Below are 20,261 nucleotides of genomic sequence, written 5' to 3' on the forward strand. Positions count from 1 at the left end.
GAAACTTTTAAGGAACAATTGCGTTGGGTATGATGTGGCTCGGGATGTGCGGCCCGCGCCCAAAGCGCTGAAAGTGGCGATGTAGCTAACTCGCCTCGGGTATTGATCGAGATTAAAGTCATAACGTGAAGAGAGGGTTACGCTAGGTTAGCCTCGTCGAGAAACGGACAGGACACAGCATGTTCGATCACGAATCAGAACTGGAGATCGGGCTTGCATCAGGGATGCTGGTGCGCATCGATCCAAAGGGCGCGCGACTGACAAGCGTTGTGCTGCCAAGCGACGACGGTCCGGTCGAGCTTCTCATCGGCCCCGACCCGAAACAGAAGACACGCGATTTCCACGGGGCGACGATCGGGCGCTATGCCAACCGCATCGCCGGAGCGCAATTCACGCTCGATGGCGAGCAGTTCCAGCTAGATGCGAACGAAGGCGGGAACTGCCTTCACGGCGGTGGCGAGGGGTTCGACCAATGCGACTGGTCCGTTGTCGCGCATTGGATCAACGCCGCGACACTCCGGCTCGAAAGCCCGGATGGCGATCAGGGCTTCCCCGGAAATCTCGTCGCGGAGGTGAGCTTCGCGGTATCGGACCCAGAAACTTTGAGCATCACTTACCGCGCGTGCTGTGATCGCGCTTGCCCGGTGTCTCTGACCTCGCATGGGTATTTCAATCTCGCGGGCGGCGGCTCGATCGCCGATCACCGACTGAAGCTCAATGCCAAACAGGTTCTCGAGGTTGATGGCGAGAAACTCCCCGTAGGCGGGCCGCGCGACGTGGATGGCACACGCTTCGATTTCCGCGAACCGGCCCCGGCGCTGGGGCCCGATGGCGCGGGCTTCGATCACAATTTCTGCGTCGGCTCAGGCGGGATGCGCGAGGTGGCGGTGCTGAGCGATCCGGCCTCCGGACGCAGTATGACCATGCTGAGCAACCAGCCCGGATTGCAGGTCTACACCGCGCCCGCGGGCGACAGCTTCAACGCGATCTGCCTGGAGCCGCAAGCCTGGCCCGATGCGCCCAATCGCCCCGAGTTCCCCTCGACGATCCTGCGACCGGGCGTGGAATATGTGAACCGGATCCGTCTGCAATTCTCGAGCTGATTTCCGCGACGCCGCGCCGATCGCCACGGCGCGGCCCGAGGTAGATCAGGTCAACCCCCGCAACGCAGCACCGGCTTGACGGTAGCGCTCGTATCCTTCGTCGAACGCTTCGCGCAACGCGGAGACCGGCTCGATCGTCGCGGCGATCTCGGGCGGGCTCGCGATATCCAGCCCACCGCCGGTCGCGGCCATCATCCCAAGCCTCGCCGCCCCGAACGCGCCACCGTAATCGCCCGCCACCGGCAGGGCTACGGGCGTGTCGAGCGCGGTCGCGATCGCCTCGCACCAATAGCGCGAGCGCGTCCCACCCCCGACGCCGAGCAGCGTCTCGATCCGGGTGCCGGTGCCCGCCAGCGCGTCGCGGCAATCGCGCAGCGCGAAGCTCACCCCTTCCAGCACGGCCCGCGTGGTCGCGGCACGGTCGGTTGCGTGCTCAAGCCCGATGAACGCGCCGCGGATCGCCGCATCGTTGAGCGGCGTACGCTCGCCGCCGAGATAGGGCAGGAACCGCGCCTTGCCCGGCGCTTGCAGCGGGCCGAGGCCTTCGGTCAGTTGCTTGGCGTCGCTCTCCAGAAGCCGCGCATACCAGTTCAGCGCGTCGGTCGCGGCCAGCACCACGCCCATCTGGTGCCATGTCTGCGGCAGGGCGTGACAGAAACTGTGGACCGCGCTCGCCGCATCGGGGCGGTAGCCGTCATCGGCGGCGAACAGGACGCCCGAGGTGCCGAGCGAGACGAAGGCCTGTCCGGCCGCCACGACGCCGACGCCCACGCCCGAAGCCGCATTGTCGCCCCCGCCGCCTGCGACGACTACGCCCTCCGGCAGACCGAAGCGCGCCGCGATCTGCGGACGTAGCGTGCCCGACACGTCCGAGCCTTCGACAAGACGCGGCATCTGCTCGCGCCGCATTCCGGTCGCCGACAGAAGCGGATCCGACCAATCGCGCGCGCCGGTGTCGAACCAGCTCGTCCCGGCGGCGTCCGACATCTCCGAGACATGCTCTCCAGTCAGCCACAGGCGCAGGTAATCCTTCGGCAGCAGCACCTTCGCCACTTTCGCGAAACGCTCCGGCTCGTGCTTGGCGAGCCAGACCAGCTTCGGCGCGGTGAAGCCGGGGAAGACGATGTTGCCGCTGATCTCGCGGAATTGCGGCTCCGCATCGAGCGCCGCCGCCTCGCGATAGGCGCGGGTGTCGTTCCACAGGATGCAGGGCCGCAATACCTCGTCCTGCGCGTCCAGCAGCGTCGCGCCATGCATATGCCCCGACAGCCCGATCCCGCGCACCGCCGACAGATCGTGCTGCGCGAGCGAGCCCAGCACCGCCTCCATCGCCGCGATCCATTCGGCGGGGTCCTGTTCCGACCAGCCCTCCTGCGGGCGCGACACGGTGAGCGGATGCGTCGCCTCGGCAACCACGCGCTGCGCCTCGTCGATCAAGAGCCCCTTCAGCCCCGATGTGCCCAGATCCAATCCGATAAACATGCTTGTCCTCCCGCGCGCTGATTGGCGCCGACACTAACGTCTCTGTCGGGCATGTCGACTCCCCCGGCCCTCTGCACAGACGCCTTGCCATCGCGCCCTTAACGGAACCGTGAGCGCGCAGCGCGGTTGCCTTTCGAACAGCGACCCCGGAGCCTTCATGATCGCCTCACTTTCGACCCCGCTTCTGCTCGGCGTCTTCACCCTCGCCGGGCTGATCGTCGTTATCTCCTCCATCAAGGCGACCGGGCTGGCCGATGTGATCGCGGATCGCACGCGGATGGGCGAAGCGCTGGCGGGCGGGATCGTTCTGGGGGCTGCGACGTCGTTGTCGGGGATCGTCGTCTCGGTTTCGGTCGCCGCACAGGGCGATGCGAGTTTCGCCTTTTCCAATGCCGTGGGCGGGATCGCCGCGCAGACCTTCTTTCTGGCGCTCGCCGACATGCTGCACCGACGCGCCAATCTCGAACATTCCGCGGCAGAGCCCGCGAACCTTTTTCAGGCGGTGATGCTGATCGTGCTGCTGTCGATCCCGCTCGCCGCGACCGCCGCGCCCGACTTCGCGATCTGGGGGATCAGCCCGGCCTCGGTGGTGCTGTTCCTCGCCTATCTCGGCGGCACGAAACTCGCGACCCAGGTGTCGGAAACGCCGATGTGGAAGCCGGTCGAAACCCGCGAGACACGCCGTGACGAACCCGAAGACGAGGAGGAAGCGAACCGCTCGCCGCGCGGACCGATCCTCGTCTTTGTGGGCCTCGTCGTCATCATGGGCCTCAGCGGTTGGGTCATTTCGCAAGCCGGGCAGGAATTCGTCACCCGCTTCAGTCTCAGCTCCTCGCTGGTGGGCGCGCTGCTGACGGCGGTCGTGACCTCGCTGCCCGAACTGGTGACGACGCTGACGGCTGTCCGTCGCGGCGCGCTGCAACTGGCCATCGGTGGGATCATCGGCGGCAACACCTTCGACACGCTGTTCCTCGTCTTCTCGGACGGGGCGTATCGTGACGGCTCGCTGTATCACGCGGTCTCGATGTCGGACCTCTACTGGCTGGCGACGGGGCTGATGATGACGGGCGTGCTGCTCGGCGGGCTGATCCTGCGCCAGAAGGACGGGCCGGCCCGGATCGGGATCGAGAGCCTCCTGCTGGTCGCGATCTACGCCTCCGCGGTGGTGCTGCAAGTCCTCGCCTGACCAAGAATTATTGCCCATAGCGGGCGGATTCCCCAAATAGGCAATATACATTTGCCGCAGGGACCGTTATGCAGGCGCCTTCCGCACGGGCTGCCAGAGCAGAGCCGCCCGTCCCTTACGTCATTGCTTGGACGACTTTCCGATGATCCCCTCCCTTTCCGCAGCGCTCGCCGAGCGCGGCTACGACACTCTCACTCCCGTGCAGGACGCGGTGACCGATCCCGCGCTGGACGGCAAGGACCTGCTGGTCTCTGCCCAGACCGGCTCGGGTAAAACGGTCGGCTTCGGTCTCGCGATCGCGCCGACTCTGCTGGGCGAGGCCGAAAGCTTCGGCCCGGCTGGCACGCCGCTTGCACTCGTTGTGGCCCCCACGCGGGAACTCGCCTTTCAGGTCATGCAGGAATTGCGCTGGCTCTACGCCAAGACCGGCGCCATCGTCAGCTCCTGCGTCGGCGGTATGGACCCGCGGCAGGAACGCCGCGCCCTCGAACGCGGCACCCATATCGTGGTCGGCACGCCCGGTCGCCTGAGCGACCATATCCGCCGTGGCGCGCTCGATCTGAGCGACATCCGCGCCGTCGTGCTCGACGAGGCCGACGAGATGCTCGATCTTGGCTTCCGCGAAGACCTCGAATTCATCCTTGGCTCGGCCACGGAAGAGCGGCGCACGCTGCTGTTCTCGGCCACCGTGTCGCCGATGATCGCGAAGCTGGCCGAGCAGTTCCAGAACGACGCGCAGCGCATCTCGACGATCAACACCGCGCAGCAACACTCCGATATCGCCTACAAGGCGTTGAAGGTTGCGGCCTCGGATAGCGATCATGCGATCTTCAACCTGCTGCGCTATCACCATGACGAAAGCGCCATCGTCTTCGCCAACACCCGCGCGGCGGTGAACCATCTCAGCGCGCGTCTCGGCAATCGCGGCCTCTCGGTCGTGACGCTGTCGGGCGAGCTGTCACAGGCCGAACGCAGCCACGCGCTGCAGGCGATGCGCGACGGGCGGGCGCGGGTTTGCGTTGCGACCGATGTGGCCGCGCGCGGGATCGACCTGCCGAACCTGAGCCTCGTGATCCATGCCGATCTACCGCAGAACACCGAGAGCCTGCTGCACCGGTCGGGCCGGACGGGCCGTGCCGGGCGCAAGGGCATGTCCGCGCTGATCGTGCCGCCGCGCATGGTCAAACGTGCCGAACGTCTGCTGAAATTCGCGAAGATCAACGCCGAATGGAGTGTCCCGCCGTCTGCCGAGTCGATCATCGCGCGCGATGAAGAGCGTCTGCTGACCGATCCCGATTGGCGCGAGCCGGTCAGCGAGGATCAGGCGGCGTTTGCGCGCAAGCTGCTCGACCGGCACGGGGCCGAGGCTGTCGCCGCCGCCTTCCTGCGGCTGCAGCAATCGCGCAACGCCCCGCCCGAAGACCTTCTGCCGCCGGACACCAAGGGGCAATCGGAACGTCAGGAATTCGGCCCGAGCCGCTGGTTCACGCTCTCGGTCGGGCGCAATGACCGGGCCGAGCCGCGCTGGCTGCTGCCCTTGCTGCGCCGCCATGCCGATCTCGACAAATCCTCGATCGGTGCGATCCGCGTGCGCGATGACGAGACCTTCGTCGAGATCGCCGAGAAGAGCGTCGCGAAATTCGCGGCCTCGCTTGGTCCCGATGGCGAGCTCTCCGATGAGATCAAGGCTCGTGCCCTGAACGGTGAACCTGATTTCGGACCGCCGCCGAAAAAGCGTCGCGCCGACAAGCCGCATGGCAAACCGGATCGCGGCGACCGTGGCGAGCGGCCGGGCAAGGCGCCCCATCGCAAAGGTCCGCCCAAGGCTCCACGCGACGACGCCCCGGAGGAGAGTGCGAAGACCAGCGGTTGGAGCCCCGACGACGAGGCTGTGTTCGCAGCCCTCGCGGACATCCCGCCGAAAAAGCGCAAGCCCAAGCCCGAAGGCGGTGCCGCCCCGAAGGCCAAGAAGCCCCGCGCGAAATATGCAGGCCCCGGCAAAGGGCCGCATCCGGGCAAAGGCGGGAAGCCCAAGCCCGGCGGCCCGAAGAAGCCGCGCAAGTGATGGTATGATTTTGCAAAAGGCCCGCAGCGATGCGGGCCTTTTTCATATGCTCTCAGAAGCGCCGGGGTCAGCGCCCCGTTACCGCGTCAGCCGGAGATAGAGCGACAAAAGCTTGTCCGGCAGCGTGCTCAGCTCGTCGATCTGGATGAACCCGTTGCGCCCGAAAATCGCGGCCTCTTGCTCCTTGTTTCGCGGCCCGAGCCCCACGCAGAAGACATCGATCCCCAGCGCGCTCAGGCTGCGAACGGCGCGCTGCGCGTCGCGGACAAGATAGTCCGGATCGGGCGAGTCGATATCCGAGGGCTCCCCGTCGGTGATCAAGAGCAGCAGGCGACGATGCCGCGGCACCTGCGCGAGGTCCTTCCCGGCATGGCGCAGGGCGGCCCCGAGCCGCGTCGAATAGCCCGGCTTCAGGCCCGACAGCGCCGAACCCGTCTCTTCATCCAACGCATCGGAGAACCGCTTCACCGCAACGACGCGCACGTCTTCGCGCCCGGCCGAGCAGAAGGCGTTGATCGCGAAAGGATCGCCGATTTCGTTCATCGCATGGGCGAGAACCGCCGTCGCATCGCGCTCCATGTCCAGAATGCGGTGCTGTGTTCCGGGGACGAGATCGGCCGTCGATTGCGAGATATCAAGGAGCAGGCTGACCGCGAGATCGCGCGTCGGCGGGGCCTGCCGCTCGTAGAGGCGATGATCGGGAAACTCGCCAGCACGCAGAGCCGTCGCCGCCTCGATACAGGCGTCGAGATCGAGAACTTCTCCCTCCGCCTGCCGCTTCTCCCGGCGCGCGCGCCCGATCTGCGCCGAGCGCACGAGGCCGGTGATGCGCGACAGAAGCGGCCCCTGCGCGTCCTGCAACTCCTGCCAGAAGCGGCGATTTCCCGGCGTCGCGGGGTATTCCTTGACCACCGTCCAGTTCGCGCGTTCCCGGCCGATCTCGTAGTCGTATTCGGGATAGGAGGCGACCGCCCGCCCCTCTTCGGCCGCCTCGGTGACGGGGGCGACTTTCTCGACCCTGTCGCTTTCGGTCTGCTCCTGCTGTTGCGATTGCTTGCCCGCGCCCGGGGTCGGCTCGGAGCGACGCAGTTGCACGGTGTCGACCTGAACCTCCAGGGTCTGCGCCTCTTCCGGGGGTGGTTCGTCGAGAGCCCAGAGCCCGAGATTGTCGTCGCGATAGGCGGGCTGAACCACGTAATCCTTCGCATTGAACTGCACGCGAAGCTGCCCGAGATCGTTGCCCAGCAGGTTGCCGATCTCGCGGCTGATCGCCGGATCGTCCCAGCGCTCGCGCGCCTCCATGAACATCCGGCGGCCTTTTTGAACCCATCCGTCGGGGTCGTCGAACTCAGGATCGATCAGTGCCCGCGCCAGCCGCGCGAACAGGCTGGGCGCGGTCGGAAGACCGCCGGGTTGGGCGACGTGAAACCCTTGCCAGAGCCTGCGCAAGCCGGGCATCTCCTGCGCCGCCAGTTCCTCGACCCGCGCATCTTCGATCAAGGACACGACCGCCATCTGCAGCGGCTTGAGCTGCCCGATTTCGAAACGGGTTTTGGTGAAGTTGATATGCGCCCCGATATGGGCGAGCGCGGCGCGAAACAGGGGCTCCGTCTCGCCGCGATAGCCGGGCAAGCTGGGCGGCACGAGAATGACGTTGCCCGCGAAGGACACCCGCCGCGCGGCTTTCTCTCCCATGCCCGTGGGCGCGACACGCAGCGGCGGGGTCGTGCCGGAAATCGCCGTGAGATAGGCCCGCAACCGGCGCTCGTGATCGTAGAAGCTTTGCTCTCCGCTTTCGTGTTCGAGCGCGCGCTGCGCCTCGGCGGTCTGCAAGGAGAAATAGGCGCTTCGCTTGTCGGCATCGCGCCCCGCCAGACGCAATCCGGTCGCGACCCAGTCTTCGAGCGCCTGTTCGGACATCCGCCCGACAAGCCGCTCCATATTCTCGAGAAAAGGGTAGACGGATTCCGGCGCTTGCGTGGTGATCCGCGTCATCAGCGCGAGCCACGCGGTGAATTCCTGCGGCTCGTATCTCTGCGCGACCGTGCCCGCCGCAGTGCAGACGCGCTCCGCCGCGCGGGGCGAGACCCGGATCGCGACATGGGACACGAGCTTTGCCAAGGCGATCGTCGGCGCCGCCCCGAGTTTCGGCGCCAGAGCCAGAGAGCTGCGCTCATAGGCGCGGGGGACCGTCCGCCCGTATCCCGCGCCCCGCAGCCGTTCGCGCGCCCGCAGCCAGTCGGCTATCTCGGGCGCCGAGAAGGCGCTGCGGATCGCGCCCGGCAGATCAGGGGTGGCTTCGACATTCATGCTGTCAGGCACAGGCATCGACGACCGCGTCGAGCGCACCGCGCATATCCGGGTCATCCGTGATGGGAACGATGATCGCATGTTTGCAGGCGTCGGTCAGCGTCATGCCCGTCTTGATAAGGCGACCGGCATGGATGAGCATCCGCGTGGAGGCCCCTTCCTCGAGCCCCTGCCCGCGCAGATGCCGCGACTTCTCGGCGATCTTCACCAGCTTGTCGGCGATGTCGGCAGCGATATCCGCCTCGGACGCCACGATGGAAGCCTCGACCGAGGCCATCGGATAGGTGAAATCGACCGCGCTGAAGCGTTGCTTCGTGGATTCCTTGAGGTCTTTGAGAACGCTCTGGTAGCCGGGATTGTAGGAGATCACGAGCTGGAAATCGGGATGCGCATGGACCAGTTCGCCCTTTTTCTCGAGCGGCAATATCCGGCGATCATCGGTCAGCGAATGGATCACCACCGTCGTGTCCTGACGCGCCTCGACCACCTCGTCGAGATAGCAGATCGCCCCGTGACGCACCGCCATCGTGAGCGGCCCGTCCTGCCAATGCGTGCCCTCGGGGCCGAGCAGGAAGCGCCCGACAAGATCCGAAGCGGTCATGTCCTCGTGGCAAGACACCGTGATGAGCGGCTTGCCCAGACGCCAGGCCATATGCTCGACAAAGCGGGTCTTGCCGCAGCCGGTCGGCCCCTTGAGCATCACCGGCAACCGCGCCGCATAGGCGGATTCGTAGAAGGCCACCTCGTCGCCGCTCGGGTGGTAGGTCGGCTCTTCGTCAAGCCGGTACTGATCGATCGTCATAGAAGATCCTCGCGTTTGATTGGCCGGCGGATGTCTCCGCCGGCCCTGCTCGCCTGCCTCACCGGTGAGTGGGGTCGGACTTTTCGTTGGGGATACCGTCGATCGGGCATTCCTCGGTGCCGACGGTCGAGCGGGTCATCGCCTCGACCATCTCGCGCGTGCCTTCCGGATCTTCCGCCCATTTGGTGTAGAAGTCGTAGGGGCACTCGGCGAGACCGTTGGTGTCGTCACCCGAGTTGATCATGCCGGTATAGCCACGGTGCACGAGCTTGAAGAGGTGGTTCTGGCTCTGCATGTTCTTGCGCGCATCGCGGATCGCCGAGACCGAGAGTTGGCCGTATTGGATGCCGTATTCCTCTTCGCCGCATTCGCCCAGCGTGCGCCCGTCGAAGCCGACGATGGCCGAGTGGCCGAAATAGGAATAGACGCCGTCGAAGCCCGCCGCATTGGCGACCGCGACATAGGAGTTGTTCGCCCAGGCCATCGCCTTGGCCATGATCACCTGCTGGTCCTTGGCCGGATACATGTAGCCCTGGCAGCGGATGATCAGCTCGGCGCCCTTCATCGCGCAGTCGCGCCAGATCTCGGGATAGTTGCCGTCATCACAGATGATCAGGCTCATCTTCATGCCCTTCGGGCCTTCCGAGACATAGGTGCAGTTGCCCGGATACCAGCCCTCGATCGGAACCCAGGGCATGATCTTGCGGTATTTCTGGACGATCTCGCCCTCGTTATTCATCAAGATGAGCGTGTTGTAGGGCGCTTTCTTCGGGTGCTCTTCGTGGCGCTCGCCGGTCAGCGAGAACACGCCCCAGACATTGGCCTCGCGGCAGGCGGCGGCGAAGATTTCGGTCTCTTCGCCCGGCACCGACGAGGCGGTCTCGTACATCTCGGTCTCGTCATACATGATGCCGTGGGTCGAGTATTCGGGGAAGATCACCAGATCCATGCCCGGCAGACCCTTCTTCATGCCTTTCACCATGTCGGCGATCTTGTGGCAGTTCTCGAGAACCTCGGCCTTCGTGTGAAGACGCGGCATCTTGTAGTTGACGACGGCGACGCCCACGGTATCGGCGCTGCTCGAAATATCTCCATGATACATGTTGTTACCTCTGCTGTTGGTGGAGTTGTCGAATGCCTTTCCGGTTGATCCGGGAAGGCGGGTTTATGGGGTCAGATCGCCATGTGTTTGGTGACCGTTTCCTCGGTGAGATCCGCGATCGCGCCATCGGCCACGACGCGACCGTTCTCGAGCATCGTGAAGTTCTGCGCGGCACGGCGCGCGAATTTCACGTTCTGCTCGACAAGGAGGATCGTCAGTCCGAGTTCGGCATTGAGGCGGATGATGATGTCCTCGATCTGCTCGACGATATTGGGCTGGATGCCCTCGGTCGGCTCGTCCATCAGGAGGACCTTGGGGCCGCTTGCGAGCGCGCGGGCGATGGCAAGCTGCTGTTGCTGACCGCCCGAGAGCACGCCCCCGGGCCGGTCGAGATTTTCCATCAGATAGGGAAAGATCTTCGGGACGATTTCGGGAATGGCGCGCGGGCCCTGTGCCGCGAAGCCGCCCATCAGGATGTTCTCGCGGATCGTGAAATCGGGGATGATCATCCGGCCCTGCGGCACATAGGCGATCCCCGCCCGCGCGCGCCGGTAGGTCGCATCAGAGGAGATGTTCTGCCCGTCGAGTACGACGTCGCCGCTCTGGCGGTCGGTCAGCCCGAGGATGGAGCGCAGAAGCGTGGTCTTGCCCACGCCGTTGCGGCCCAGAACGGCGAGGATCGTGCCGCTCGGCGCGCTCATCGAGACGTCGTGCAACGCCTGGCTGCGGCCGTAGAAGCTGTCGAGGTTGCTCAGAGAAAGCATCAGTGAATCCCTCCCGAACCGAGATAGGCTTCGCGCACCTTTGGATCGGTCTCGATCTTTTCCATCGGGCCCTCCGCGAGCAGCTTGCCCATGTGCATGACCGTGATCCGCTCGGCGATCTTGCGCACGAAAGCCATGTCGTGCTCGACCACGAGGATCGTGTGGCTGCCCTTCATTTCGTTGATGATTTCGGCGGTGCGGAAGGTCTCCGCATGGGTCATGCCCGCAGTGGGTTCATCGAGAAGGATGACCTTCGCCTGCTGCGTGATCAGCATCCCCAGTTCCAGCCATTGCATCTGGCCGTGGGACAACTCGCCCGCGACCGTATCGAGCACCGGCTCTAGCCGCGTCATCGCGATCACGTCCTCGACCCGCGCCCGGTCCTCCGCCACCATATGCAGACGAAGGTTACGGAACACGCCGGGCTCTCCCGAGGCCGCGACTTCGAGGTTCTGCCGAACGGTCAGATCGCGGAAGACGCTCGGGATCTGGAATTTCCGCCCGATCCCGTGCCGCGCGATGATGTGCTCGGGGCGGTTGGTGATGTTCTCGCCAAAGAGATGGACGCTGCCTTGGGTGGAGGCGGTCTTGCCGCTGACGAGATCCATCAGCGTGGTCTTCCCGGCGCCGTTGGGGCCGAGGATGACCCGCAACTCGCCCTTCTGAACCACGGTGGTGAACCCGTCCACGGCCTTGAACCCGCCGAAATCCACCGTCAGCCCGTCAATCGTGAGTGCTTCATTCATGTCCGTCCCTCCTATTCCGCAGCTTTCGGGGCCGTCTCTGCGGGCGTGCCCTTCCGGCGGCGTTCGAACCGCCCCAGAAGATCGCGCGCGATGCCTGCAAGCCCGTTCGGCAGGTAGAGAACGACGAGAACAAAGATGCCCCCGATGATCAGCTTCCACGCTTCCTTGAAGATTTCGGTCTCGCTGACCGTGGCCTCGACCGTGTTGATCAGGATCGCCCCGATACAGGCGCCGAGCAGCGAGTTGCGCCCGCCGACCGCGGCCCAGACGACCATCGAGATCGAGAAGCCGATATCCATGAAGCTCGGCGAGGCGAATTCGGCGGCGACCACATAGAGGAGCCCCGCGAACCCCGCGATCCCGGCAGAGATCGTGAAGAAGAAGATCTGATAGGCCGCGACGTCGTAGCCGAGATAGCGCGCCCGGGTCGGATCATCGCGCGTCGATTGCAGGATCAGCCCGGCCCGTGTCGAGACCAGCCAGCGGCCCAACAGAAGCACGACCGTGAGCGAAACGGCGACCACGTAATAGGTCTCGACCATATAGGGGTCGAATTCGAACCCACCGATGGTCAACCAGCCCAGATCGGTCAGCCCATTGAACCCGTTGGTGATCGGCTGAGCGTCGATGAGCAGCAGCCGCACCAGAAGCACGAGCGCCAGCGTGATGATCGCGACATAGACGCCCGAGACGCGCAGCCGGAAGATCGACGAGGACAGCACGAAGGCGACGATCAGCGGGATCACGATCGACATCGCCATGCCGAACCATTGCGACTGGAATGGGATCCAGAGGAACGAGCCCTTGTTGATGCAGCACAGATCGGTGACGGCGCCCGGCTCTGCGTTCCAGAGCATGAAGTCCGGCACCGGCTTGTCGGAACCCTGCTGGAGGCTCGTAGCGCTCATCAGCTTGAGCGACATCGCCGTCATATAGGCGCCGAGGCCGAAGAAGAGCCCCTGCCCCAGATTGAGAATCCCGGCATAGCCCCAGGACAGCGCGATCGCGATGCCGAGCATGCCGAAGACGAGATATTTGGCGATGCGGTTGAGCCAGAACACATCGTCGATCACCAGGGGGGCGCCGAGAACCATCACGATGAAGACGGCATAGACAGCCCAGTCGGCATGCCGCTGAAGACGGCTCGTGGAGCTGGGAAGTGTGGAGGACGTTTTGCTGGACATCGCTTACCTCGACTTGAAGGAGAACAGGCCGCGCGGGCGCCACAGGATTAGGGCGATGACCACCGCGAAGACGACGGCGCGGGCGATGATGTCGTTGGACGCCAAGGCGACGATGCCGTTGATCTGTCCGAGGATGCCCGCGGCGAGGATCGTTCCGAGAAGGCTGCCGACCCCTCCGACCACGACGACAAGGAAGCCATCGACCACGACGGATGCGCCCATCTCGGGCATGACCGTCTTGAAGCCTGCGAGAAGCACACCGGCGATCCCGGCGAGGCCCGAGCCATAGGCGAAGGTCAGCGCCGAGACGCGGCGCACATCGATACCGCAGGCGGCCGCGATCTGGGGATTGCGCATGATCGCGCGCACCTGAACGCCCATCGGGGTGCGATACATCAGCCACCAGGTCAGACCCGCGAGCATCAGCGTCACGACGATGATGAAGGTGCGATAGGGCTGGATCGTCATGCCCGCCACGTCGATCGGCTGGGTCAGGAAGGCCGGAACCGTCATGTTCTGCAGGCCCGGGCCGAGACCGTCGATATGGATACCGAAGAAGCTCAGGCCGAATTCGAGGCGAATCAGCTGTTGCAGCAGGATCGCCACGCCCCATGTCGCGAGCAGCGTGTCGATGATCCGTCCGTAGAGCCTTCGGATCACCAATCGCTCGATCACGAGCCCCACGAGCCCGGAGGTCACGAAAGCCAGAGGCAGCGCGAAGAACAGGTTGAGCCCGAGATGGAGCCCGGCGAGCACCGCCGTATAGGCCCCGATCATGACGAGCTCGCCATGCGCCATGTTGATGACGCCCATCGCGCCGTAGGTGATCGACAGGCCAAGCGCGATCAGCAGCAGGATCGAAGACAGGGACAGGCCGATGAAGATGATGTCAGACATAGGGAATTCCGCCTCGCTCGGATGGGCACCGGACATCAGCCCGGTGCCCGGTTTGCGTCACAGCTTGGTGGTGTCGAGACCGGCGCCGGTGCAGAACAGGTTCTCTGCCGTCTCGCCGTAAGCGACATAGGGCAGCGGCTTGGTCGGCGCGTCATAGGCGTTGACGATCGTGCCCTGACCATCGGCGCCCCATTGCGCGATGCGCGGCGTGAGATAGGTGTGCAGGTTTTCCGGATCGACGGTGACGGTGCCGTTCGGGGCCTCGAAGACCTGACCCTTGATGCCTTCGCGCACCGCATCTGCCGAGATGTCGCCAGCCTTCTCGACCGCCTGTTTCCACAGATAGACCTGGAAGTAGCTGCTCTCGAGCGCGTGGTGCGTCACAGCCTTGGGATCGTTGACATATTTGCGGTAGCGCTCGATGAAATCGCGGTTGCGATCGGTGTCGATGGCCTGGAAATACGGGAAGGAGGTGTAGCTGCCTTCGGCGAATTCCGGACCCATCGCGGCGATCTCGATTTCCGAGGTGACGGTAGCGCAGATCGGCAGTTTGTCGTGGGTCAGGCCCTGGTTCTTGAACTCGCGGTAGAAGGCCACGACCGAGTCGCCCACGACATTCGACAGAACCACGTCGCAGCCGCTTTCCTTGATCTTGGAGACCATCGCGCCCCATTCGGAATGGCCGAGCTCGAGATATTCGTCAGCGACCCATTCGCCACCATTCTGCTCGATGAGGATCTTCGACACTTTCGCCATCTCGCGCGGGTAGATGTAGTTCGAGCCGACGATGAAGAACTTCTTCTTGCCGAGCGTGTTGGTGATCCACGGGATGAAGTTCGACAACTGCTGGTTCGGCACCGCGCCCGTGTAGACCACGTTCTTGGAGCACTCGAAGCCTTCGTAATAGGTCGGGTAGAAGTAGAGGCTGTTGCGCTTTTCGAAGACCGGCAGAACGGCCTTGCGGCTCGCCGAGGTGTAAGAGCCGAACACGGTCTGCAGGCGATCGCGGATCACCAGCTTCGAGGCCTTCTCGTTATAGGTCTTCGGGTCGGATGCGCCGTCTTCGAGGATCGGCTTGATCATCATCCCGTTCACGCCACCCGCGGCGTTGATCTCGTCGATCGCCATCATGGTGGCATCGGCGAGCGATTTCTCGATGATCGAAAGGCCGCCGGTCAGCGAGAACAGGACACCCACCTCGATTTCACCCGAGGCACGGGCGGGGCTCGCGATCATCGACGGGCCGAGGGCGGCTGCGGCGCCGAAAGCGGTCGTGTGTTTTAGGAAGTTTCTCCGGTTCGTTTTCATTTCTGTCTCCCGTGTTGAGGTTTTGTTTTGATTTTTCAGGCCGTGAATGCGCAGGGAGGACTCCCGTGCACGAGCGTTTGGTATGTGACCGATTGTGTGAGGTGCCGTGACCGGGCCGCGGGGGTCCGGATCATTTTGGCGAAGGGGGCTCCGGGTGTTCGGAGCGATTGGCATCGTTGCCATTCAGCGCCGCCACGAGGGCGGGGTTGCGTGCGCTCTGGTACGCCCGCAGCGATGGCGCGGCCTTTGCACCATCCTGAAAACCAAAAAAGCCCGCGAAGACACTACAGTGTCTTCAGCGGGCTTTCTGTGCCGAACCGATGGACATCATTGGCCATCGATCTGATTCGACTATACATCATCCGGTCTTGATGACAACAATTCGTTTGCGTTGATGATCGCGACCGCCATTTCCTCTACGGAAATCCGCTTACCCATCGCCTGCGCACGAATGGTGCCATAGGCTTCCCTCTCGGAAATCTTGTGCATTTCCATGAGGATAGACTTCGCCTTCGAGATCTTCTTCTGACCGGAAATCTTTTTTTCGAGCTTGCCGATCTTGTCGTGGAAATCCGCCGCCTGCATCCAATTGGAGCGTGCGACGACAAGATTTGTCAGCATACCGAAAGTCCGGACCGGCTTCGAAATCACCGCGAATGCGTTGATGTCGAGCACCAGTTCGATCATCGCCGGGTTCTCGTAATTCACGATGCCGATCACCGTCGGACCGGGTTTCTCGGACTTCCGCAGCATGCTGCTCAGGGCACTCTGGCTCTCGAAGAAGACGCCTGCGAAAACGACATCCGTCCCGCTCGGCAGCGCCTTGGCGGGGGGCCACATCAGTTCCGCGCGGCAGCCGATGCGTTTGAGCTGATCCATGAGCGCCTTGCCATCTGCGTCCGGCGGGTGGACGACGATGACCGAGAGGTCGCGCAAATCCTTGAGACGCAGCCGGGGCATCAGCTTCCGCCCCCTCCGGCTCCGAATTGCGGAGACGTCATCTGCAAGTCTTCATCATATTCAACGAGATAAGGGTCGGGCCGCACCGGTGCCTGCGCTTCGCGCACGATCTCAAAAGCACCGCTTTCGCCGACGACGGCAACCCGGGGCCAGAGGCTCGTGTGATGGGTGTCCCCTTCGACCTGCACGGGGCCCTGCGGCGCCTCGAAGCTGAAATTCGGCAAGGTGCGCAAGACGCTGTCGCGATCGGTCGCCCCGGACCGGCGCACCGCTTCCGCGAAGAGATAGACTTGGAAATAGGCGGCTTCCGTCCCCGCCGAAATCGGCTGATCCGGCCCGAACCGGCGCGCATAAGCCGTGACGAAGCGACGGTTCGCCTCGGTATCGAGCACGCTGAAATAGGGCGCGGCCGTCACGTTGCCGATCGAGGCATCCTTGCCGACCGCCAGCAATTCGGGCTCGCCCGAGGTCAGGCTGGCGATGGGCTGTTTGCTGCGATCGAAGCCCGCGCGGTCATAGGCTTGGTAGAAGCGGACCGACCCTTCGCCCACGACCGTGGAGAATACGACCGCAGGCCCTGCGGCCTTGATGCGCGAGATCGCCCGCTCGATATATTCCTCGTTATGGCGCAGGGGAATGTAGATTTCGTCGACGACCTTCGCCCCGCGATGCATCAGCAGATCCCGCATGATCCGATTGGATTCATAGGGGAAAACGTAGTTCGACCCGACGAAGACAAACCGGTCGCCATAGGTCTGCGTGAGATAATCCGCCAACCAGCGCGAGTTCTGGTTCGGCGCTGCGCCCGAATAGACGCAGCTGCTCGAAAACTCGAACCCTTCGTAGAGCGTGGGGTAGAACAGCAGCGCGCGGCGTTGCTCGACCACGGGCAAGACGGCCTTGCGCGCGGAGGACATGTAGCAGCCGAAGATGGTCTTTGCGCCAACATCGATGAGGCGCTCCGCCTCGCTCTTGAAGCGCAACGGATCGGAAGCCGGGTCGCTGTCTTCGATCAGAAGTTCACGACCATCGATACCGCCTGCATTGTTGATTTCTTCGATAGCCAGCAGCGCAGCCTGACGCTGCGTGCGCTCGATCACCGACGTTACACCGGTTTGGGAAAAAAGGAGGCCAACTGCGACCGGCTCGTTGTCAAAAGCCATTAATACGGTTCCATATCTTTCAACGAGAACTCCCGCGAATGCGGAGTCCGGGGGAACGGTCACATACGAATCGAATAGCAAATGACTGACGTCGCGGCAAGCTCGACGCATTGCAAAACGCATCTGAAATCATGCGATGAAATTTTTTCCGCATTATTTTCAGCGCCTTACATCGTTACATCAAAACATTTGCATATTGAAACGAATCACGCCATCGTGTCGACGTAGCGTTCAACGAAGAGCGCCGCATCTGGCAATGAAAGCCCCTTACGAACCATGTGAATGGATTCGTGAGGGGCTTTTGCGTTTTCGGCCCGGCGATTTGCCGCCCCAAATGGAGAGACCACAGAGCCCTAACCCGATCGGCGCACGCGCCCAAAAACTCTGAGATCAGTATAACCGGTCACAAACGACGGCAGGATCAAGCTGCCGAACTGATCGACCCCTTATCCACTCCGCCCCGGCGAGACTTTCGTCAGCGTTTGCCCACGGCAAGCGCCCGGCCTTCGCATGCCTGCAAAAACAAGAACATCAGAAACAGTCCAACAACGAGGTACATCATGACCACGACGGAAAAGCATCTCGAGCCAGAGGCGCTCGAACATATCGAAGAAGAGATCGATCACGCGCTCGGCGATGAATACGAACATGAACCGGTCCCGGCAAAAGCCCGGCGGAGCATGTTCTCCGTCACGATGGTCTGGATGGGTTTCCCGATGATCATCACCGGCGCGATGACCGGCTCGATCCTCGTGCTCGGCATGGGGTTCAGCTCCGCGCTGACGGCGATGATCATCGGCAACCTGATCATGCTGGTCTATGTCGGTCTGCTCGGTCAGCTCGGCGCGACGAAAGGGATGAACTTCGCCCTGCTCGCCAGCATCGTCTTCGGCCGCAAGGGCTATGTCTTCGCCTCCGGCCTGCTCTCGACGCTTCTACTTGGTTGGTACGCGGTGCAAACCGGGATCACCGGCGCTCTCGTCAGCTCCACCTATGATCTGAACTACGTCGTCATGACGCTCATCGCCGGTGCGCTTTATATCGGCGTCACCTTCGTCGGCGTGAAAGGCCTGCACCTGATCGGCATGATCTCGGTGCCGCTTTTCGTCATTCTGGGCCTCTTCGTCGTCGGCGACGCGGCTTCGACGACCAGCTGGGACGCGATCATGTCCTACCCGGGCAATAATGGCGTCGCGACGATGTCGATGGGCGTCGGCCTGACCGTGGTCATCGCGCTCTTCATCGACGCCGGCACCGTGAGCGCCGACTTCAACCGCTGGGCCAAGGACACGAAAAGCTCCTGGGTCGCGACCTTCAGCGCCTTCCCCTTCGCCAACCTTGCCGCGATGCTGGTCGGCGGCATCATGACCGCAGCCCTGGCCGTTCCGGATGCCAACCCCTTCGGCACCGACAACATGTTCGGCTACATGAACAACATGCAGATGACCTGGCTGAGCGTTCTCGCCTTCCTGTTCCTCTATGTGAACCTCGGTTCGGTCTGTGCCCACTGCCTCTATAATGCCGCCACCGGCTGGTCGCGCATCCTGCGCAGCCACATGCGTCTTTTCGCGGTGATCCTCGGCGCCATCGGCATCGTCATCGCGGCCACCAATGTCTGGGCCTTCTTCATCGAGTGGCTGTCCCTGCTGGGCATCCTCGTGCCGCCGATCGGCGCGATCATCCTCGTGGACCAGTTCCTCGTGCGCAAGAACTCCGAGATCGACCGCGACTGGCGCTGGACGGCCTTCATCGCCTGGGCCTGTGGCTCCGCGGTGGCCTTCGTCGTCGAGTGGTATCTGCCCCATCTGTCGACCGCCATCTCGGCCGGACTTGTCGGCGGCGTCGCTTACTACCTGATCTCCACGCTGAGCGGGAAAACCGCGACTGCCTGATCCGCAACGATCTTCCGGAGCGTCGCCTGAGATAGGGCGTCGCTCCATTTTGACATGAGGAAAAACCATGACCCTTGATTATGAAATCTTCGAGCTTGGCACCTTCGAGTTCCAATGCGGCCTCGCCGTGCCCAACGCCCGTCTCGCCTACAAGACCTTCGGCAAGCTGAACGCGGCCAAGGACAACGTGATCGTCTACCCGACGTGGTATTCCGGGCAGCATTACGACAACGAATGGCTGATCGGGCCCGGCATGGCGCTCGACCCCGAGAAATACTTCATCATCATCCCGAACATGTTCGGCAACGGGCTCTCCACCTCGCCCTCGAACACGCCGGAGCCCTATAACGCGGACCGTTTCCCGAACGTGACCGCCTATGACAACGTCAAGGCGCAGCATCGTCTGGTGACCGAGAAGTTCGGCATCGAGAATATCCGCATGGTGACAGGCTGGTCGATGGGGGCGCTGCAGACCTTCCACTGGGGGGCGATGTATCCCGAGATGATGGATATGATCGCCCCGTTCTGCGGGTCGGCGAAATGCTCGCGCCACAACTATGTCTTCCTCGAAGGGGTGAAGGCGGCGCTGCGGGCCGACGCCGCGTGGGAAAACGGGCGCTACACCTCTAAGCCCGAAAAAGGCCTCCGCGCGGTTGGCCGCGTCTATGCAGGCTGGGGCTTCTCACAGAGCTTCTATCGGGAAGAGCTCGACCTGAAGACCCTCGGCTACGCCTCGCTCGAAGACTTCCTGATCGGGTTCTGGGAAGGGTTCTTCCTGCCGAAAGACGCCAACAACCTGCTGACGATGGCCTGGACCTGGCAGAATGGCGATATCAGCGCGAACGAGCTTTATAACGGCGATTACAAAGCGGCGCTCGGCGCGATCAAGGCGAAAGCCTATGTCATGCCCGGCCAGACCGACCTCTATTTCCCGCCCGAAGACAGCGAGATCGAGGTCGCCAACATGCCCAACGCCGAATTCGTGCCGGTGCCGTCGATCTGGGGCCATTTCGCCGGCGGCCCCGGCACCAACCCCGACGACGTCAAGTTCATCGACGACAAGCTGAAAGAGCTTCTGGCCTCGTGAACCGAGCCGAAGCCTTGCGGATATCGGAAAGGGCGGCCGATGGCCGCCTTTTTCATTGGAACGCCTGATGACGATGCGCGAATACATAACGCGCCCTTTTGGGCGTGATCAGACTGTAATTTCTGGGTATATGTTTGGTTGCGGGAGTAGGATTTGAACCTACGACCTTCAGGTTATGAGCCTGACGAGCTACCGGGCTGCTCCATCCCG

The 20,261-nt window shown here is 63.3% G+C and carries 16 protein-coding genes; 5 read left to right on the forward strand and 11 right to left on the reverse strand.

All coding sequences use genetic code 11. The features are described 5' to 3' along the window. Positions 1 to 179: 179 nt before the first annotated feature. Positions 180 to 1,103, forward strand: coding sequence for an aldose epimerase family protein (locus BMI85_RS17550; protein ID WP_078602186.1), 924 nt, complete (start codon positions 180 to 182; stop codon positions 1,101 to 1,103). 45 nt (positions 1,104 to 1,148) lie between these two features. Here BMI85_RS17550 and xylB read toward each other — a convergent pair whose 3' ends face one another. Next, complete coding sequence (gene xylB / locus BMI85_RS17555) at positions 1,149 to 2,585, reverse strand: xylulokinase (protein ID WP_078602187.1); 1,437 nt, start codon at positions 2,583 to 2,585, stop codon at positions 1,149 to 1,151. 157 nt (positions 2,586 to 2,742) lie between these two features. Between xylB and BMI85_RS17560 the strand changes: the two genes are divergently transcribed. Both BMI85_RS17560 and BMI85_RS17565 read left to right on the forward strand, forming a co-directional pair. Further along, positions 2,743 to 3,771 carry a cation transporter gene (locus tag BMI85_RS17560; protein WP_078602188.1) on the forward strand — a complete coding sequence of 343 codons (1,029 nt, stop codon included), beginning with the start codon at positions 2,743 to 2,745 and terminating at the stop codon, positions 3,769 to 3,771. A 142-nt stretch (positions 3,772 to 3,913) separates the two neighbouring features. Further along, positions 3,914 to 5,836: a DEAD/DEAH box helicase gene (locus BMI85_RS17565; protein ID WP_078602189.1), complete on the forward strand. Its 1,923-nt coding sequence runs from the start codon at positions 3,914 to 3,916 to the stop codon at positions 5,834 to 5,836. 78 nt (positions 5,837 to 5,914) lie between these two features. Here BMI85_RS17565 and BMI85_RS17570 read toward each other — a convergent pair whose 3' ends face one another. The 10 genes from BMI85_RS17570 to BMI85_RS17615 form a co-directional block, all read right to left on the reverse strand. After that, positions 5,915 to 8,164, reverse strand: coding sequence for a VWA domain-containing protein (locus BMI85_RS17570; protein ID WP_078602190.1), 2,250 nt, complete (start codon positions 8,162 to 8,164; stop codon positions 5,915 to 5,917). Beyond that, positions 8,151 to 8,948, reverse strand: coding sequence for a CbbQ/NirQ/NorQ/GpvN family protein (locus BMI85_RS17575; RefSeq protein ID WP_078602191.1), 798 nt, complete (start codon positions 8,946 to 8,948; stop codon positions 8,151 to 8,153). The genes BMI85_RS17570 and BMI85_RS17575 overlap by 14 nt, the downstream gene beginning before the upstream one ends. 58 nt (positions 8,949 to 9,006) lie before the next feature. Then, a complete protein-coding gene (locus BMI85_RS17580; RefSeq protein WP_078522100.1) occupies positions 9,007 to 10,050 on the reverse strand; it encodes an aliphatic amidase in 1,044 nt (347 codons plus the stop codon). Between the two features lie 71 nt (positions 10,051 to 10,121). Beyond that, positions 10,122 to 10,814 carry an urea ABC transporter ATP-binding subunit UrtE gene (urtE, locus tag BMI85_RS17585; RefSeq protein WP_078544960.1) on the reverse strand — a complete coding sequence of 231 codons (693 nt, stop codon included), beginning with the start codon at positions 10,812 to 10,814 and terminating at the stop codon, positions 10,122 to 10,124. Then, positions 10,814 to 11,560: an urea ABC transporter ATP-binding protein UrtD gene (gene urtD, locus BMI85_RS17590; RefSeq protein WP_078522102.1), complete on the reverse strand. Its 747-nt coding sequence runs from the start codon at positions 11,558 to 11,560 to the stop codon at positions 10,814 to 10,816. The genes urtE and urtD overlap by 1 nt, the downstream gene beginning before the upstream one ends. Before the next feature lie 11 nt (positions 11,561 to 11,571). Continuing rightward, positions 11,572 to 12,744: an urea ABC transporter permease subunit UrtC gene (urtC, locus tag BMI85_RS17595; protein WP_078602192.1), complete on the reverse strand. Its 1,173-nt coding sequence runs from the start codon at positions 12,742 to 12,744 to the stop codon at positions 11,572 to 11,574. Between the two features lie 3 nt (positions 12,745 to 12,747). Next, positions 12,748 to 13,641 carry an urea ABC transporter permease subunit UrtB gene (gene urtB / locus BMI85_RS17600; RefSeq protein WP_078522104.1) on the reverse strand — a complete coding sequence of 298 codons (894 nt, stop codon included), beginning with the start codon at positions 13,639 to 13,641 and terminating at the stop codon, positions 12,748 to 12,750. A gap of 57 nt (positions 13,642 to 13,698) precedes the next feature. After that, complete coding sequence (locus BMI85_RS17605) at positions 13,699 to 14,949, reverse strand: transporter substrate-binding protein (protein ID WP_078602193.1); 1,251 nt, start codon at positions 14,947 to 14,949, stop codon at positions 13,699 to 13,701. Between the two features lie 351 nt (positions 14,950 to 15,300). Continuing rightward, on the reverse strand, positions 15,301 to 15,909 hold the full coding sequence (locus tag BMI85_RS17610) for an ANTAR domain-containing protein (RefSeq protein WP_078522106.1): 609 nt from the start codon (positions 15,907 to 15,909) through the stop codon (positions 15,301 to 15,303). Beyond that, entirely contained in the window at positions 15,909 to 17,072 is a 1,164-nt protein-coding gene (locus BMI85_RS17615; RefSeq protein WP_078522107.1) for a transporter substrate-binding domain-containing protein, read from the reverse strand. The genes BMI85_RS17610 and BMI85_RS17615 overlap by 1 nt, the downstream gene beginning before the upstream one ends. Before the next feature lie 560 nt (positions 17,073 to 17,632). Here BMI85_RS17615 and BMI85_RS17620 point away from each other — a divergent pair. Both BMI85_RS17620 and BMI85_RS17625 read left to right on the forward strand, forming a co-directional pair. Continuing rightward, positions 17,633 to 18,964, forward strand: a complete 1,332-nt coding sequence (locus BMI85_RS17620) for a cytosine permease (RefSeq protein WP_078602194.1) — start codon at positions 17,633 to 17,635, stop codon at positions 18,962 to 18,964. Positions 18,965 to 19,031: 67 nt separating this feature from the next. After that, entirely contained in the window at positions 19,032 to 20,051 is a 1,020-nt protein-coding gene (locus BMI85_RS17625) for an alpha/beta fold hydrolase (protein WP_078602195.1), read from the forward strand. The last annotated feature ends 210 nt before the right edge of the window (positions 20,052 to 20,261 follow it).

This window comes from Thioclava sp. DLFJ4-1 (assembly GCF_002020145.1).
GTDB lineage: Bacteria > Pseudomonadota > Alphaproteobacteria > Rhodobacterales > Rhodobacteraceae > Thioclava > Thioclava sediminum.